The organism is Shimia sp. MIT910701 (assembly GCF_047126315.1).
In the GTDB taxonomy this organism is placed as follows: domain Bacteria; phylum Pseudomonadota; class Alphaproteobacteria; order Rhodobacterales; family Rhodobacteraceae; genus Shimia.
Map to the genome: position 1 here is coordinate 3,271,723 of NZ_CP138953.1, position 16,946 is coordinate 3,288,668.

The 16,946-nt window shown below is 57.7% G+C and carries 19 protein-coding genes; 13 read left to right on the forward strand and 6 right to left on the reverse strand.

All coding sequences use genetic code 11. The features are described from left to right. The first annotated feature begins 10 nt into the window (after positions 1-10). Positions 11-418 (forward strand): hypothetical protein, encoded by a 408-nt coding sequence (locus SIB38_RS15875; RefSeq protein ID WP_412550594.1) that lies wholly within the window; start codon positions 11-13, stop codon positions 416-418. A gap of 75 nt (positions 419-493) precedes the next feature. On the opposite strand, the gene SIB38_RS15880 is transcribed toward SIB38_RS15875, so the two are convergent. Beyond that, positions 494-1,891 carry an MATE family efflux transporter gene (locus SIB38_RS15880; protein WP_294114417.1) on the reverse strand — a complete coding sequence of 466 codons (1,398 nt, stop codon included), beginning with the start codon at positions 1,889-1,891 and terminating at the stop codon, positions 494-496. A 107-nt stretch (positions 1,892-1,998) separates the two neighbouring features. On the opposite strand from SIB38_RS15880, the gene SIB38_RS15885 reads away from it, so the two are divergent. Then, positions 1,999-2,643: a DUF2461 domain-containing protein gene (locus tag SIB38_RS15885; protein ID WP_294114415.1), complete on the forward strand. Its 645-nt coding sequence runs from the start codon at positions 1,999-2,001 to the stop codon at positions 2,641-2,643. Here the strand turns inward: SIB38_RS15885 and ppk2 are convergent. Beyond that, a complete protein-coding gene (gene ppk2 / locus SIB38_RS15890; RefSeq protein ID WP_294114413.1) occupies positions 2,640-3,593 on the reverse strand; it encodes a polyphosphate kinase 2 in 954 nt (317 codons plus the stop codon). The genes SIB38_RS15885 and ppk2 overlap by 4 nt on opposite strands. A gap of 239 nt (positions 3,594-3,832) precedes the next feature. Between ppk2 and SIB38_RS15895 the strand changes: the two genes are divergently transcribed. Together SIB38_RS15895 and SIB38_RS15900 are read left to right on the forward strand one after the other, a co-directional pair. After that, the gene (locus tag SIB38_RS15895; protein ID WP_294114410.1) at positions 3,833-5,134 is read left to right on the forward strand and encodes an alpha/beta hydrolase family protein; all 1,302 of its coding nucleotides are present in this window, start codon (positions 3,833-3,835) and stop codon (positions 5,132-5,134) included. A gap of 232 nt (positions 5,135-5,366) precedes the next feature. Continuing rightward, positions 5,367-6,143, forward strand: a complete 777-nt coding sequence (locus tag SIB38_RS15900; RefSeq protein ID WP_412550595.1) for a substrate-binding periplasmic protein — start codon at positions 5,367-5,369, stop codon at positions 6,141-6,143. Between the two features lie 122 nt (positions 6,144-6,265). On the opposite strand, the gene SIB38_RS15905 is transcribed toward SIB38_RS15900, so the two are convergent. Further along, positions 6,266-6,703 carry a hypothetical protein gene (locus tag SIB38_RS15905; RefSeq protein WP_294114407.1) on the reverse strand — a complete coding sequence of 146 codons (438 nt, stop codon included), beginning with the start codon at positions 6,701-6,703 and terminating at the stop codon, positions 6,266-6,268. A 384-nt stretch (positions 6,704-7,087) separates the two neighbouring features. Here SIB38_RS15905 and parE point away from each other — a divergent pair, with 384 nt between their 5' ends. After that, positions 7,088-9,046 (forward strand): DNA topoisomerase IV subunit B, encoded by a 1,959-nt coding sequence (gene parE, locus SIB38_RS15910; protein ID WP_294114405.1) that lies wholly within the window; start codon positions 7,088-7,090, stop codon positions 9,044-9,046. A 4-nt stretch (positions 9,047-9,050) separates the two neighbouring features. On the opposite strand, the gene SIB38_RS15915 is transcribed toward parE, so the two are convergent. After that, positions 9,051-9,392 (reverse strand): hypothetical protein, encoded by a 342-nt coding sequence (locus tag SIB38_RS15915; RefSeq protein WP_294114404.1) that lies wholly within the window; start codon positions 9,390-9,392, stop codon positions 9,051-9,053. Between the two features lie 314 nt (positions 9,393-9,706). On the opposite strand from SIB38_RS15915, the gene SIB38_RS15920 reads away from it, so the two are divergent. From SIB38_RS15920 to SIB38_RS15940, 5 genes are all read left to right on the forward strand, one after another. After that, positions 9,707-9,946 (forward strand): ribbon-helix-helix protein, CopG family, encoded by a 240-nt coding sequence (locus SIB38_RS15920; protein ID WP_294114402.1) that lies wholly within the window; start codon positions 9,707-9,709, stop codon positions 9,944-9,946. A gap of 43 nt (positions 9,947-9,989) precedes the next feature. Further along, positions 9,990-10,283, forward strand: a complete 294-nt coding sequence (locus SIB38_RS15925; RefSeq protein ID WP_412550596.1) for a hypothetical protein — start codon at positions 9,990-9,992, stop codon at positions 10,281-10,283. Positions 10,284-10,374: 91 nt separating this feature from the next. Then, entirely contained in the window at positions 10,375-10,815 is a 441-nt protein-coding gene (locus SIB38_RS15930; RefSeq protein WP_294114398.1) for a hypothetical protein, read from the forward strand. Between the two features lie 61 nt (positions 10,816-10,876). Beyond that, positions 10,877-11,623 carry a hypothetical protein gene (locus SIB38_RS15935; protein WP_294114394.1) on the forward strand — a complete coding sequence of 249 codons (747 nt, stop codon included), beginning with the start codon at positions 10,877-10,879 and terminating at the stop codon, positions 11,621-11,623. A 44-nt stretch (positions 11,624-11,667) separates the two neighbouring features. Next, positions 11,668-12,342, forward strand: coding sequence for a hypothetical protein (locus SIB38_RS15940; RefSeq protein WP_412550597.1), 675 nt, complete (start codon positions 11,668-11,670; stop codon positions 12,340-12,342). Between the two features lie 116 nt (positions 12,343-12,458). On the opposite strand, the gene SIB38_RS15945 is transcribed toward SIB38_RS15940, so the two are convergent. Both SIB38_RS15945 and gph read right to left on the reverse strand, forming a co-directional pair. Then, a complete protein-coding gene (locus SIB38_RS15945) occupies positions 12,459-13,034 on the reverse strand; it encodes a PA14 domain-containing protein (RefSeq protein WP_294114389.1) in 576 nt (191 codons plus the stop codon). 104 nt (positions 13,035-13,138) lie between these two features. Continuing rightward, entirely contained in the window at positions 13,139-13,792 is a 654-nt protein-coding gene (gene gph / locus SIB38_RS15950) for a phosphoglycolate phosphatase (RefSeq protein ID WP_294114387.1), read from the reverse strand. 162 nt (positions 13,793-13,954) lie between these two features. Here gph and SIB38_RS15955 point away from each other — a divergent pair, with 162 nt between their 5' ends. From SIB38_RS15955 to SIB38_RS15965, 3 genes are all read left to right on the forward strand, one after another. Next, complete coding sequence (locus tag SIB38_RS15955) at positions 13,955-14,881, forward strand: LysR family transcriptional regulator (protein WP_412552056.1); 927 nt, start codon at positions 13,955-13,957, stop codon at positions 14,879-14,881. A gap of 129 nt (positions 14,882-15,010) precedes the next feature. Next, positions 15,011-16,426, forward strand: a complete 1,416-nt coding sequence (gene puuE, locus SIB38_RS15960; RefSeq protein ID WP_412550598.1) for an allantoinase PuuE — start codon at positions 15,011-15,013, stop codon at positions 16,424-16,426. Continuing rightward, positions 16,423-16,932: an ureidoglycolate lyase gene (locus SIB38_RS15965; RefSeq protein WP_294114383.1), complete on the forward strand. Its 510-nt coding sequence runs from the start codon at positions 16,423-16,425 to the stop codon at positions 16,930-16,932. The genes puuE and SIB38_RS15965 overlap by 4 nt, the downstream gene beginning before the upstream one ends. The last annotated feature ends 14 nt before the right edge of the window (positions 16,933-16,946 follow it).

A 16,946-nucleotide genomic window follows, 5' to 3' on the forward strand; every position in this document is an offset into this window, starting at 1 on the left:
AAGGTGGCCCATGACCAGTGACCTGCCAGACTACTACTTCCGCGTCCGCGAAAACGGCGCTGTGGTGTTCCGTGTCGACACGGAGAACCGCCAGCGCCGGATCGAAATGGATCAGATCGCGGTCGTCAACATCAAGAACGGCGATGTGAAACCCCATGGGGACACCAAGCTGACCAAGGAAGACAAGGCCGAAATCAACGCCTGGATGGCCGAGCGCCGCGCGCTTTTGGACCAGCGCACCGTGGACGACATCCTGCGCACGGTGGACCACCTGAACCTGACGTCTCAGTGGGTGCAGTCCAAAGCCACGCCGGATCAGTTGGAGCAAATCACCGACACATTGCTGCTGGCGATGCATGATCTGCGCTCGGTCCTGGTGCGCAAAAAGGCGGACCGTTTGCTCAAAGGCAAAAAGTAGAAGGGGCTTTGCCCCGTCCCATCACAGATGGGACGCCCCAGGATATTTGTGGAATGAGAATGTGGGGCGTCGGAGTTAAGCCGACGCCTTTTGCTCTTGGAACCGCTTTCGCAGGCGGTTTAGGTCCGTGACCCAGAAGCGGTACATCAGCAGGATGCCCGCCGCGGTCAGACCACAGACCAACCCCAGCCACACACCTTCGCCGCCCATGCCAAAGGTAAAGCCCAGCACATAGGCGCTTGGCACGCCAATGATCCAATAGCTCACCGCAGCAATCACCATGGGCCCCCGGGTATCCTGTACGCCGCGCAACAGCCCCAAGGCCATCACCTGCGCCCCGTCCATCACCTGGAACAACGCCGCCACATATAAGAGCGTCACACCTGTGGCGATGATCGCCTCACGTTGCACCTCTTCGGGATCAATAAAGAAGCCCAAAAGCTGCTCCGGGAAGATCAGGAAAATCGCCACGGCGATAAAAGCCATCAGCAGCGACGCCACGATCGCCACCCAGGCCCCGCGCGCCATATGGTCCGCGTCTTTGCGCCCCATAGCATTGCCTGCCCGCACGGTCGCCGCATTGGACAGCCCCAAGTGGATCATAAAGGCCAGACTGGCCAGTTGCAGGGCAATACCATGCGCCGCCAGCGTGACCGTGCCAAGCCACCCCATCATAATGGAGGAGGCCGAGAACAGCCCCACTTCCGCCAGATTGGTAATGCCAATCGGCAGCCCCAGCCGGAACACTTTGGCAAAGACCTCCCAATCCGGCCGCCAGATGCGCGCAAAGAGATCATGCTGCGGCAACGCTTTGATAGCATAGAGGATCACCCCGGCCAGAGACACAAACTGTACGAGGATCGAGGCAATCGCCGCGCCCCGCACGCCCATCTCAGGCAGGCCCCAGTTGCCAAAAATCAGCCCGTAGTTCACCACTGCATTGACCGGCACAGCCGCGACCGTGACCCAGAACACCACACGGGTGTGCTCCAGCGCCGCCAAATAAGACTTGAGCACCATCACCAAAAGCGCCGGAACCAAGCCAAGTCCAGCTATCCGCAAATAGGCCTGCGCCAATTCCGCCACATCAGGGGCCTGTTGCAACGACAACAGGATTGGCCCGGACAGCATAAACAGCGGCTGCACCAACACGCCAAAGAGCACCGACAGCCACAGCCCCATACGTGTCACCCGCCGCAGGGCTTGTTCGTCCCCTTCCGCATCCGCCTCAGCCACCAGAGGCATCACTGCAATGGCAAAGCCCGATCCCAGAATGAAGATCACAAAGAAAAACGTGCTGCCCAGCACCACAGAGGCCAGTGCCTCGACAGAATACCAGCCGAGCATGACCGTGTCGGTCAACCCGATTCCAAACTGCGCCACATGGCCACCAATCAGCGGAAGGCCAATGCGCAAAAGGGCGCGAACGTGGTCAGACGTCCGCATTGGGGAGGTCGATTGTGTTGATGTCATGCCCAAGCAGTAAGCTTGTTAATTAGGCAGAGCAAGGCCCGCCTTTGCGTTGATCCAAAATCCGCCCTCTGCCACCATAGACCACATTGATAGAACAAGGTTCCCCCATGTCCGCCGATCCCTTTGCCACATTGATTTCCGACAGCCGCGCCTTTCTCAACGCGCTGGCCGACAGCAACACCAAAGATTGGTTTAACGAAAACAAACCCACCTATGAGACCCAGCTCAAAGCGCCCGCTTTGGCTTTGCTCGACACTGTGGCGGCCTCGCTTGAAAAGCAAACCGGCCAAGTGCCGACCACCAAACTCTTCCGTCCGCACCGCGACGTGCGCTTTTCCAAAGACAAAACGCCCTACCACCTGCATCTGCACATGCTGTGGTCCACGCCGCCGGTCGGCTATTTCTTTGGTATTGGGCGGGACTATCTGTCTGTGGGCGGTGGCATGATGGGATTTGACAAAGACCAGATGACCCACTGGCACGCCGCTGTCGATGGCCCCAAGGGTGCACAGCTCTCTGATGCTATCGCTGACCTAAAAGCCCAAGGGGCCCGAATGGACGACCCGGAGCTCAAACGTGTCCCCGCCCCCTTTGACAAAGACCATCCACAAGCCGCCTTGCTGAAACGCAAAAGCTGTACCGTCTGGTTTGACTATAAAGAAAGCGACATAACAAAAGGCGGCCTCGTGCCCCAGCTCGAGACCGCCTTCCAAAAACTACAACCGCTGACGCAACTGCTCGCCGCGCTTTAGCGCGGCTTTCGAGTATCCGGGTGCAATGCTGCCCCCAGAATGTGATCGGCCTGATGGATCACATGACTTGCGGTGTTCACAATCAACGGATCCGCCTGCTCCACAATACTGTGATCCTTGCCGGGATAGTCCAGCGTGCTCAAGAAATGCCGCATACAGTTCAAACGCGCGCGCTTCTTGTCGTTGGATTTCACCACCGTCCACGGCGCATCTGCCGTATCGGTGTAAAAGAACATCGCTTCTTTGGCCTCGGTATAATCGTCCCACTTGGACAGCGACGCCTTATCAATCGGGCTCAGCTTCCACTGCTTCAGAGGATCGGTTTCGCGGCTCTTGAAGCGGCGTTTCTGCTCATCTTGGGTGACCGAGAACCAGTATTTGTAAAGCCGAATGCCGGACCGTACCAACATCCGTTCCAGGTCGGGCGTCTGCCGCATAAACTCCAGGTATTCGCCGGGCTCACAGAAACCCATCACCCGCTCCACACCGGCGCGGTTGTACCAGCTGCGGTCATAGAGCACCATTTCGCCAGATGTCGGCAGATGGTCGATATAGCGCTGAAAATACCACTGGCCGCGCTCTTCATCGGTCGGCTTGTTCAAGGCCACCACCCGCGCCGAGCGCGGGTTCAAATGCTCAGTAAACCGCTTAATCGTACCGCCCTTACCGGCCGCATCCCGCCCCTCAAACAGCATCACAAACTTCTGCCCGGTTTCCTGCGCCCAAAGCTGCACCTTCAGCAGCTCTGCCTGCAACTGCGCCTTCTGCTTTTCGTATGACCGGCGGGACAATTTGGTCGCGTAAGGGTACTCGCCCTTCTCAAACGCACGGCGCAACTCCTCCGCCGTTGGCTCGTTTTCGGCACCCGTCACCTCTGCATCCGCTGCCTCCGCAACGTCCTTGATTTCACCGTCATTTACCTGAGCCACACCGTCCAACTGGTCATCCATAAGCGTCTCCTTTCTTGCTTTTCTTGAGATGGGTTGGACCTACCACGCCGCGCAAAATTCCTCTTTGATGCACGTCAACTGAATCTTCTGTTTTGCAGCAAATTCCCAACAAAAAACGGCGCCTTGCACCCCCTCTTCGGTGCACCAAAGTACACAATGACCCCACGTCCCTATTGCACGCTGCAGTAGATCGAGACGCTGCGTGCCCCTAGACTTTCGCCAGTCATTGGAGGACGCTCATGTTTGGTACTTCTCTCTCCCATTTTCGAAAGCTCGCCGTGTCACTGACCCTCGCAGCCACATCCCTCTCCGCTCAAGACCGCATTGACCTGATCCGCCCCGACGCCCCGGAGCTTGCCCCTTTTGGTACCCTGCCAGTTGGCGTCACAACGCGGACCTTTGTGCACCCGGATCAGATCGACGTGCTGAACTCGACCGAGGACACGCTCGCGCACTATGACCGCGCCCTGACCGTAGAGATCTGGTATCCCGCCGCGGCAGACACCCCACCAGGCGGCACCTATGAAACCGTGCTGCGTGACCCGTCCCTCTCGGCAACCCTTACCGGCCGCGCCGCGCGCGACGCCACGCCCACAGCAGACGGCCCTTTCCCGCTGGTGGTGATCTCCCACGGCTACCCCGGCAACCGCCTCCTGCTCTCCCATCTGGGCGAAAACCTCGCGTCTAAGGGCTACGTGGTCGCCTCCATCGATCACACCGACAGCACCTACGCTGATCAAACCGCATTTGGCTCCACCCTGCTCAACCGTCCCATTGACCAGAAGTTTGTCCTCAACAGCATGGCTGCGCTCGACGGCCCCATTGGCGCGATCACCGATGCCAACACGGCGGCGGTGATTGGCTACTCTATGGGCGGCTATGGCGCGTTGATCTTCGGCGGCGCGGGCCTTGCCCCCGGTGTCGAAGCCGCGCCCTTTGCGCCGCCGCAAGGCACTCTGCTGCACAACGTGCGCAATTCGGACACGCACGAAGCGCTGATTGATGAGCGCGTCAAAGCGCTGATCTCTATTGGCCCCTGGGGGCGCAACTACGGCCTTTGGGATGACGCAGGCCTCGCGGGCCTGCGCAAACCAACCCTCCTGATGGCGGGCGAAGTGGATGATGTCTCAATTTACCCGGCCATGCGCGAAATCTTCGAACACGCCACAGGCACGGACCGCCACCTACTCACCTTTGAAAACGCCAACCACAACGCCGCCGCACCGATCCCCGCCCCCATGGCCAGTTGGCAACCCTCCGAAACCCTCGGCTTCCCACCGTTTGACCACTATGCAGACGCGGTTTGGGACACCACACGCATGAACAACATCACCCAACACTTCGCCACGGCTTTTCTGGACCTGCATTTGAAAGGCGACAGCGACAAAGCCACCTATCTCGACCTTGTCCCCAACGCCAAAGACGGCCTGTTCTCGGCAGAAGAAGACGGCACCTTCAAAGCGGACCACACCTATTGGAAAGGCTTCCCGGCCCGCACCGCAGTTGGGTTGCGGTTTGAGACCCTCCTCAAGGGGCAGTAAGCACACTCCTCCCTCCAAAAGGCGACCAGTCCGGTCGCCTTTTTCACAACTGCATTGTTTAGAATTGTCTCCAACTGTCACAAACCGCCCCGACAAAACAATACCTGTACATTTCATACAAAACAGACACTTAGATAAGTTTACGACCCGAAATAAAACCTATTTCCCGCTAAGATGTCGTTAAGACTTGGGTGCCTAGGCTGCTGTAGGAATTGCTCGGAGGCTACCCAAAATGAAATTCATGACTGCCACGGTTTCTGCCATTGCGCTGACCGTTTCCACCGGCGCTGCCATCGCCGACACCGTTACCATTTTGGCGGCAGATCTGCCCCCCATGGTCTACGCCGACGGCTCAGGCCGCGAGGCCGAAATTGTCACCCGTGTGATGGAACACTGCGGCCACGAGGTGAACTATGTGGTGCAACCCTTCACCCCCCATTGGGCCACCTACGAAGGCGGCACCGGCGACGCGGTGATGACCGTGCCTATGGGTATGCCGATGGACGGCGCCCAAAGCGCGCCTTACATCGCTTATCAGAACGGTGTGTCGTATCTCGCCTCTTCTGGTAACAATTTTGGCGCGCTGGATGACCTCGCCGGTCTCAGCATCGCCGCCTTTGAAGGTGCCTCCGGCATCCTTCCCGGCCTGTCTGACGCGCAAGGCTCCTTTGGCTCCTACCGCGAGATGGCCGACCAGGAAACCCAATCCAAACTGCTGTTTGGCGGCCGCGTCGACGGCACCCTGGGCGACGGCATGCTCTTTGCCGCCTACGCCGCCAGCCTGCGCGACGCCAGCTCCTCCGCAGGCGTAGACGCCAGCCAACCGCTGGAGTTCCGCGCCATCTTTGAACCCTCCAACTACGCCATGAACTTCCGCGATCCGGACATGTCCGTGGCCTTTGACCGCTGCTTCACCGAGTTGGAAGCAGACGGAACCATCGCGGCGATCAACACCAAGTGGATCGACAAATACCGTGACTCGCTTGCGGACAACTATCTGTCCATGTGACCTCCAGCCCCTCTGTCACGGCCTGACGTGATCTCGCCCCCACCGGACACATCCCCAATGTCCCTCCTTGTCCGGTAGGCGCATTTTCGGCACCAACGGTTCGCCCGCGCGACTTCGAATATCTAGGCCCATTTTCGATACCGCCATGGGCTTGTATCAAAGAATACCGACACAATGACGCCATCCCGTTTGGCAAACACCACATGGTAAACGTGTTCGAACTGGGTTAATTTACCCAGTGGACCGACGATCTTCCTACCGGACACATATGTGCAAGATACTTCTGGGCAGGACGCCCGTACCTTGTGTCCCTGTTCCAGAAACAGCGACGTCGGGAAAGCAAATTGAAGGTCGCTCTTCCAGTCACCATCCTCAAAAATTTGAACATAATACCCCTGCGCGCGCAGGTAACTTTCATAGGTTGCAGCGTCCTCTCCCACAGACCTTTCGCCAACGCTCTGAACCGAGCGATCCACAAATACATCCGTGTTTGCGCGCACAATAAACAATGCGCACAGCACAAAGATCGCGACGGCAATGATGCGCCTTGATGGGGTCATGAGAGTTCCTTTAATCTAGCCGGGTTGATTCCCGCGCTGGCAAAGCAAATCATCACGTTCCATCAACCTCTATTGCTACCTGAACCGGCCTCCAAACCTTGCCAAAGCTACCTCGTGAGACGAGCCGCCGAAAGTCAGGCCAACCATACTTCGGTCAACGGTGCGCCCACGTGGGCGTAAACATTGCACTAACCAGCTATCGCGCCCACTCTTTAGACCCATCCGAGGCAATCCGCGTCTCTCAAGACCATCTGCCTGTTTCTCCACTCGTGACTGACAGCCCAACTACAAACGGCCTGCCCGTTCTTGCGCGCAGCCTCTTCCCCCCGCCGCACACCCCTGCCATAATGCGCGCCAAGCAACATCAACAAGAGCAGCCCGCGAATGCCCAACGACCTTCTGGCCGAAACACAGCCGACCGATTACGACGCCTCCTCTATTGAAGTCCTTGAGGGACTGGAACCTGTCCGAAAACGGCCTGGCATGTATATCGGCGGCACGGACGAACGCGCGCTGCACCATATGGTCGCCGAGGTGCTCGACAACTCGATGGACGAAGCGGTTGCAGGCTTTGCCAACCGCATTGAGGTCGAACTGCACGAGGACTATTCGATCACCATCCGCGACAACGGCCGGGGCATCCCTGTGGACCCGCATCCCAAGTTCCCGGACAAATCCGCACTGGAAGTGATCCTCTGCACCCTGCACGCGGGCGGTAAGTTCTCTGGCAAAGCCTATCAGACCTCGGGCGGTCTGCACGGTGTGGGCGCGTCGGTTGTGAACGCATTGTCGGATTTGATGGTGGTACAGGTTGCACGCGACAAAACCCTGTTTGAACAGCGTTTCTCCCGTGGCATCCCGCAAGGCCCGGTCGAAAAAATCGGCGCCGCCCCCAACCGCCGTGGCACCACGGTGACCTTCCACGCGGATGAGCAAATCTTCGGCTCCCACCGTTTCAAACCGGCCCGCCTGTTCAAATCGATCCGCTCTAAAGCCTACCTTTTCTCCGGTGTCGAAATCCGCTGGAAAACTGCGATTGACGACGGCGAGACCCCAACCGAGGCCACGTTCCACTTCCCCGGCGGTCTGTCCGACTACCTCAAAGAAACCATGGACAAGGCGACCACCTACGCCGAGCAGCCTTTCGCAGGCACCGTGGATTTCCAAGAGCGCTTCAACGTCCCCGGCAAGGTCGAATGGGCCATCAACTGGACGCCATCGCGCGACGGTTTCATCCAGTCCTACTGTAACACCGTCCCCACCCCCGAAGGCGGCACGCACGTCTCTGGCTTCTGGGCCGCTGTGCTCAAGGGCATCAAGGCCTATGGCGAGCTCATCAACAACAAAAAGGCCGCGCAGATCACCCGCGACGACCTGATCACCGGCGGCTGCGCACTTGTCTCCTGTTTCATCCGCGAACCGGAGTTTGTCGGCCAGACCAAAGACCGCCTTGCCACCGTCGAGGCCCAGCGACTGGTGGAAAACGCCGTGCGCGACCACTTTGACAACTGGCTGGCGGCCGACACCAAATCCGCCGGCGCCATCCTCGACTTCCTCGTGCTGCGCGCCGAAGAGCGTCTTCGTCGCCGTCAGGAGAAAGAAACCGCCCGCAAAACCGCCACCAAAAAACTCCGGCTACCCGGCAAGCTGGTGGACTGTTCCGCCACCAACCGCGACGGCACCGAGCTGTTCATCGTGGAGGGCGACTCCGCGGGCGGCTCCGCCAAAATGGCCCGCAACCGCAAGACGCAAGCGCTCCTGCCCCTGCGTGGTAAAATCCTCAACGTTCTGGGCGCGGCCAGCTCCAAGATCGGCACCAACCAGGAAATCAACGACCTGACCCAGGCGCTTGGCGTCGGGCTTGGCACCAAATTCAACGTCGACGACCTGCGTTATGACAAGGTCATCATCATGACCGACGCGGACGTCGACGGCGCCCACATCGCCGCGCTGTTGATGACCTTCTTCTACACCCAAATGCGCCCAATGATCGACGCCGGCCACCTCTACATGGCCTGCCCCCCGCTCTTCCGCCTCACCCAGGGCGCCAAACGCGTCTACTGTGTGGACGAGGCAGAGAAAAACGAATGGCTGGAAAAAGGCCTTGGCGGCAAAGGCAAAATCGACGTTTCCCGCTTCAAAGGTCTGGGCGAGATGGACGCCAAAGACCTGAAAGAAACCACCATGGACCCGGGCAGCCGCAAGCTCATCCGTGTGACGATTGACGAAGACGAGCCTGGCGAAACAGACGCGCTGGTCGGCGATCTGATGGGCAAAAAGCCGGAGAAGCGCTTCCAGTACATTCAGGAAAACGCGCGGTTTGTGGAGGAGCTGGATGTTTGAGGAACTAAAGCGGTATTGTTCTGCGACCGTCGCATACACTCATCGACCATACCTTCCAGCTGAATGTCTCCGCACAAACTCTCAGATTAAATGCATAGCCCGCAACGCTTACTCTCGTGCCATGATTGGAAAAGAGATTTAGCAAATGGCTTTGCTTCTCGCTCCAAAAGGTCTGGACCTGCATCAACGCTAAATTTTCCAGCACGCGGCCGTAGGCACTGGCAAACCCCTTACTAATTTCTTGCTGCTTCCCCAAAGGCAGCTGATCGATCTTTACCAAAACATCTTGCTCAAAGACGACTGCTTCATGCGGGCCTTCGTCATCCTGTTGTGCTGCGATTTTCAATTACGCTCTCCAAAACCATGTCCATTTCCACCATAGCACGAATCTCCCCGCTGGTCGTTCTCCTCCATTTTTTAGGTTACGCGTGCAGCCAGCGTTCGGTCAATGTTTTTTCAGTAATATTTCTGTACTTTTTCTTGATATTTGCCACATTTCTGCTTGAATACCCGTGTAGAGAGGCGTAGAGCCCCAGCAACAACAGGGAGGTAGCTCAATGATTCACAGAAATTTTACTGAATTAATAAAGCAACGCTTAAAGAACTAACTATATAAGATAGGCACAATCTGGTGCTTCAGTTTATTGGAAAGGTAGGCACATGACTAAGTCTGCTAACGACAATCAAAAATTTCGCTTCACAGTTGACGTCTCGCAACGCCTGGCCGGTGAGATCGAAAGAATATCTCAAGCCACGGGCCGTAGCAAAGCCGATGTCTTTAGATTGGCGATAGAACTTCTTTCTACCGCCCGAGACGCAAAAGAAGACGGCATGCATGTTGGCGCATGGTCTGAAACTGAAGACACTCGCAAGGAACGCGAGTTTGTAAACTTCGGCTGAGGAACAAAGTATATCCGCCAAAAAGCAAACAACAACTGAAAAGGTGGATATCGGAAAAGAAGCGAGTGAACTCGTAGTTCACTCGCTCGGTTCCCTTGAAGAGGTCGACAAAAAGAAATCGATCGACCACCGTTGGCGACGAGAGGCGGCGATCCTTTTCTTGTCTGTCGGCATCATTGTCGCTGTGTTGTCAGTTAGTGTTATTACGTTCTTCCTTACCGATGACGACTCAAATTTGGACTGGAGCAAACAAACGCTCACAGCACTCTTGGGGTTTGCCGCAGGCTCGATCTGGAGCTCGAGCAAGTCTAATGAACGGGCAGAATCTGAAGGATAGGCACCCCCCATGGGGGAGGGTCGGGCGCGGCGGAATGCTCTGCATTCCGCATTAGGTTGTGGAACACGCCACACCCTGCCAAACTCCCCCCATGCGCCCTGCCCTTACCCTAACCCTCATCCTCCTGCTGCCCGTCCCCGACGCCACGGCCCAAGCCCGCAAGGATTCCGCGCGGCATCAAAACAACTTCATGTCCCCGGAAAGCCAGCAGCGCTCCAATCAGCCGTCCCTAAACACCAACAAAGGCACGCACCAGTGGGGGCAAAAACAACCGCGCACGGAACTCTTCTGTGACCAATACGCCCGCGCCGCCGCCGGTATGCGCGGCCGTGTGCAAGGCGGGCAAACCGGCACCCAACTGGGCTACGGCCTCGGCTACATCGGCACTCGCGATCACCGCGACGCGCTTGGCAGCGCCGTGGTCGGTGGCGCCATTGGCTCCGCCGCCGGGGCCGCGCAAGACCAGAAGTTTTACGATTTCCACTTCACCGAGTGCATGAACGGCGGCCGCTTGGTCACCACGCCTAAATAACGCGCGCGACCGACACGCAGCCGTGATCCCTGTTTCAGCCATTCGCCGCTAAGCTGCCCTCATGGCCGCCTTTTTGCAAACCTACCAACTGCCCCTGATCCTCGCCTGCTTCCTGCTGGGCTGCCTCGGCGCGCTAACGCTCTTTCGCCGCACCGAGGACACCAAAGCCTGGCTCATGGCCGACGTGATCTGGGTCGCCTTGGGCGGGGTTGGCGCCGTGGTCGCCATCGCGGCGGGCATCTATCAAGAGGACAGCACAGCCCTCAACCGCCAGATCACCGTCGCCTACACCGCGTCGCGCGCCTTTGACACCGACGCCGCCCGCTTCCGCTTGCGCTACTGCGCGGAAACAACCGACGCAGACCTGACCACGCTCTGCGAAAAGGTCGAATTCCTCTCTGCCTCAAGCGCGGAAAACACCGCCCTGCCCCTGTTCCTCACCATCACAGAACGTGCCGCCCCGCTGGAAGGCATCTCCCTGTTGTTTGGCAGCGCCCGTGACCACGCCGAGATGTCCCAAGCCGCCGCCGAGCTGGAGATGGCCGAATTCCTCGCCTTTGACACCCGCGACGTGCCCACCATCATGGCGGTGGAAACCATCGCCCCCACCCGCCCGGAAATCGCCGCCGACTACCGCGTGCTGGCGCTCACCTATGACACGCTGATCGAGGACATCACCGCCCTGCGCGACGCGTGGCAGCGCCTGCAATCCGGCCGCGCCCTGTTGATCCTGCAAATCGTCGCCCTCTGCCTTGTAGCCTTTGCGGCACCTTTCCGCTTGGGCCGCACAATCGACAGCCTTCTGTGATTTCCCACCTTGCCACCGCAAGGCGCTTTGCTAGTCTCCCCCTCATGCGCATCTGGCCCGTTTTCTTCTGTCTCGCTTTGATCTCCTGCAGCCGGTCCCTGACCGAAACGGAACAGGCGTTTACCGCTTACGTTCTGGGCGACACCATCGACACCAAACCGATCCGCATCACCAAAAACGCGCCGCTCGGCATCCAGACGTGGGAGTATGAAAAACGCCCCCGCCTCGCCTGTCGCGAGCGCATCAATCCGGAGCCCAAAGAGGAAACCATCACCGCCACCGCCGCCGGTGTTGTGCTCTATGAGCACGTCTACACCTCCCGCGATTGGTCGGTCCCGGATTACGTGCCGAGCTATCCCGAGAAGCTGCACCTGACCGCCGCCATGTTCTTTGCCCATGAAATGGTGCACGTCTGGCAATGGCAGAATCGCGAGATCACTGGCTACACCCCGTTCAAGGCTGCGCAGGAACACAAGAACGGTGCCGATCCCTATCAGTTCGAAGGTGCCTCTGCCGCGACCTTCCTGGACTACGGATATGAGCAGCAAGCTGCCGTGGTCGAGGAATACCTCTGCTGTTCCCTGCTTGATCCAGAGGCCCCGCGCACCGCGCGCCTCAAATCTCTGCTCTCACCGCATTTCCCGGTCGAAAATTTGCCCCGCCCAGACGCGGTGGTGCTACCGTGGAAAGACGCACAGATTAAGAATATCTGCCGCTAATCGGTGCAAAAATCGCCACAGTCGCGAAACAGTCGTGATACCGACAGAATACCGACGTGGATTCTGCCCACAAAAAAGGGGGCCGAAGCCCCCAATTAACCTTTCTGAATCGGCGTTTACTTGTAGCCAAACGCGCTGTTCGGGATCAGCTGGCGCTTCCCACCGGGCGCTTTCCACTCGCTTTCGAGGCACGCGGTTCCCTCTTTCTGCCAGTATAACACCTTGAAATCATACCATCCTGCCTTTGGCACGTTGACCTTCGGACGTCCCGCGCTGGCACATGGTGTGATCTTGTTCAGCTTCGCCACCGACTTGCCGCTGATCCAGACCTGAGAGCCATCATTGCTAAAGAATTCAAGGTCATAGACCCCAGGCTTATCAAACTTGATATACCCGTTGATGTCCGCAACCACCAACATCGGCTTGCCCGACGTCAGCACCGGCGCGCCCTGCCCTTTGTCTGGAAAATTCAATCCAGGCAAAGGCTTACCCGGCTTGGACCACTTAATTTTGGACTTCGCTTGGTTCAGGTTGCGCACATTACGCTCCCCGGTGAAGTAGTTGACTTTGAGGCCTTGTTTCACGCCGGTTGGTTGCGGATTGGCGGGCGTCAGCTCAATCACCTGCGCCGACACAGCCCCCCCGATGAAAATAGAAACAGCGGCCAAAGCACTGACAATAAAAGATTTCACAAGCAAACTCCTCGCATCATGGCGTTTGAGGGTAGCCTAATTCCAACCACCCCCAATGAGCAAGTCACAGTTCCGCAAATAAGAGGGAACTCGCGCGTTTTGGCCTATACTGACTGTACCTCCTCAAGCACCGCCAGAAACGCATCCCATGATGAAAATCGCCGATCGTGGGGAATGTCATCGACTGGGGATTTACGATACCCCTCTGTAAACAAAGCAAAAGTCACCCCCGCCCGCTGCGCTGTTTCCGCATCCACTTCGCTGTCACCAACATAAAGCACGTCCTGTATAGGCGTCTCTCCAATCGTTTCCAGCAGTGGCAAAGGATCCGGCTTCCGCTTTTCGAAAGTGTCTCCCCCCACAACAACATCAAAGTATTTGCTCAGGTCTAACTCTTCCAGAACATGCATCGCCGGCTCCTTGGGTTTGTTGGTACAAACCCCCAATCGCACGCTCTTGGCCCGTAAGGCGTCCAGAACCTCGCGCACCCCCTCATAGGTCACCGTCTGCGCAGATGTGGACGCGTTATAGATTTCCAGCACCCTTGCGCTCAGTCGAGGAAACTCCGTTTCTGCAATCTGAAAATGCGCCATCACGCGCTGCACCAGAACCGGTAACCCATTGCCAATAAAAGAGATCACAGTGGGCAAATCCAGTTCGGGCAAACCTTCTTCGGCAAGCATCTTGTTCACAGAAGCGCGAATATCCGGCGCGCTGTCCACCAACGTACCGTCCAAATCAAAGATCACTGTCTGCATGTCGTTCTGCTCCCGCGTCAAAAGACTTTGGCGGATTTCAAGCACGCACGTCAGGCAATGAAAAGCACCAAATACTCCGACCCTCGGTCACACTGGCATTGACGACTTATTTGGGATACCGTGGAATACAATTCCAGCTTCAAGAAATGCCTGAAGATCACCATGTCCTACATCGACAACATCCGCACCTTTGTCCGCGTTTACGAACTTGGCAGCATGTCCGCCGCCGCTCGCGACCAACGGATTTCCGCAGCCGTGGCTTCCTCGCGTATTTCCCAATTGGAAGAATACCTTAGCGTCCGTCTCTTTCACCGCACCACACGGCAACTCAATCCAACCGAGCAGGGCAACACCTTCTACGACGGCGCCTGCAAGATCCTTGAAACCATTGACGAGGCCGAAGCAGCGGTAAACTCCATCACGCAAAGTCCGCGCGGCCTCCTGCATATTGCTGCCCCGCTGGGGGTTGGCCGTCGCCTTATTGCGCCTTTGATTCCGGAATTCAAAAAGGAGTACCCCCTTATCGACCTGCGTCTGCGCCTGTCAGACCGCAAACTCGACCTGACCGCCGAAGGCCTTGATGTGGCTTTCTTTTTGGGCGTTCCTGAGGACAGCACCCTTCGGATCCGCAAAATTGCAGACTGCCCACGCGTTCTCTGCGCTTCGCCGAAGTATCTCGCAGAACGTAGTACACCCACCACTCCCGAAGAGTTGACCAACGGCACCCACGACTGCCTTAACCTGCGCTACCCCGGCGCGCCGGAATTTCAGTGGCCCTTAGAGACAGATGAAGGCACCCGCCGCTTCGCCGTGAAAGGCCCGTTTGAGTCTGATGATGGAGATGTGCTGACCGACTGGGCTTTGGAAGGCTACGGCATCACATTGAAACCTGTGTTCGAAATCGCAGAACACCTGTCCTCAGGAGCATTGCTACCTGTTTTACCTGAGACGCCGCCTATGCCTATTCAAATGGCCCTTCTGTACACGCACCGCCGCCATCAGGATCCCAAAACACGGCTGCTTATTGAGTTTATGACCCCACGGGTTCAGGCCGCACTACAAGAAAATCAATATGAGGCAAAGACTTAGGCTCTATATGCTCAAAAATTGAGCGCGCGCAACGACACTCGCAACAACAACTCTTTCAAGAAAAATTGGAAAGTCACCTGGCGTTTTATAAGCTAAAACGAAGCAATCACGAACCAGGGGAGTTTTGTCGTGACGCGTTACGCACGGGACATGCGGGGCTACGGCCCCAAGCCACCACATGCACAATGGCCAAATGACGCCAAAGTCGCCGTTCAGTTTGTTCTGAACTACGAAGAAGGTGGCGAAAACTGCGTTTTGCATGGCGATGCCGCGTCCGAGGCGTTTCTCTCCGACATTCCAGGTGCGGCCCAATGGCAGGGCCAGCGTCATTGGAACATGGAGTCGATCTACGAATACGGCGCGCGCGCAGGTTTCTGGCGCTTGCATCGCCTGTTCACTGGCAAAGACATCCCCGTGACCATTTACGGCGTGGCCAGCGCTCTGGCGCGCAGTCCGGAACAAGTTGCTGCCATGAAGGCTGCGGATTGGGAGATCGCCAGCCACGGCCTAAAATGGGTCGAACACAAAGACATGCCGGAAGAGGAGGAGCGTGCCTCCATCGCTGAGGCCGTCCGCCTGCACACCGAAGTTGTTGGCGACCGCCCGCGCGGTTGGTACACGGGACGTTGCTCTGAAAACACCGTCCGACTCGTCGCCGAAGCCGGTGGATTTGATTACATCTCAGATACTTACGATGACGACCTGCCCTATTGGCGCGAGTACGGTGACAAGGACCAACTAATCATTCCCTACACGCTGGAAGCCAATGACATGCGCTTTGCCACGGCACCGGGTTGGGTGACAGGACAAGACTTCTTCACCTATCTCAAAGATGCCTTTGACGTACTCTATGCCGAAGGCCGCGAGGGCGCGCCCAAGATGATGTCCATCGGGTTGCATTGCCGGTTGATTGGCCGCCCGGGCAAACTCGCCGGATTGGCGCAGTTTCTTGACTACATTCAAGGCTTTGAGGGCGTCTGGACCCCGCGCCGTGTTGAGATTGCCGCGCACTGGGCACAAACCCATCCACACAAACGCTTCGAACGGCCAAGCGCCATGAAAAAATCCCGATTTGTGGAACTCTACGGCGGCATCTTTGAACACTCCGCCTGGATTGCGGAACGTGCCCATGGCCTGGAGCTGGGGCCAGCTCATGATTGCGCAGCCGGCGTACACAACGCCCTCTGCCGTGCCTTCCGCACTGCTAGCGACGAAGAGCGGCTTGGCGTGCTCAACGCCCACCCGGATCTGGCCGGCAAATTGGCAGCGGCCGGTCGCCTGACCGCCGAAAGCACCTCGGAACAGGCTGGCGCTGGTCTGGATATGCTCACGGATGAGGAACGTGCGAACTTCACCCAATTGAACAGCGACTATGTCGCCAAACACGGCTTCCCGTTCATCATTGCGGTGCGTGACCACACCAAGGCCTCGATCATAGCCGCCTTTGAGCGCCGGATCGACAACGACAGCGCCACCGAGTTTGCAGAAGCGTGTAAACAGGTTGAGCGCATTGCCGAATTCCGACTGATGGATCTGTTGCCGTGACCGAAATTGTCGTCCAGCCGCTAACCGCAGAAGCTTTTGCGCCTTTTGGCGATGTGATCGCCCTCAAACCTGAGGCCGATAAGATCATCAACCAAGGCATGTGTGGCCGTCATCATGACCTGGCAGAGATGGACTTCGCCGATGGGCGCGCGGGCATCAGCCTGTTCAACGCACAGCCGCGCAGCTTACCTTACACACTGGATATGGTTGAGCGCCATCCGGACGGAAGTCAGGCTTTCATTCCGATGACCGAACACGCATTCCTTGTGATTGTTGCCAAAGATTTGGGCGGCAAGCCGGATACCCCCATGGCGTTTCAGACGCAGCCGGGACAAGCCATCAACTTCCATCGCAACACATGGCACGGCGTTTTGACCCCGCTTGCAGCCCCCGGCCTTTTTGCCGTGGTGGACCGCATTGGCGACGGCGCCAACCTCGAAGAATTTTGGTTCGACACAGCATACCAGGTGGTAGCGGATCAAAACCATGGGTCAGGTATCCCCTGACCAAACCGCCCGAA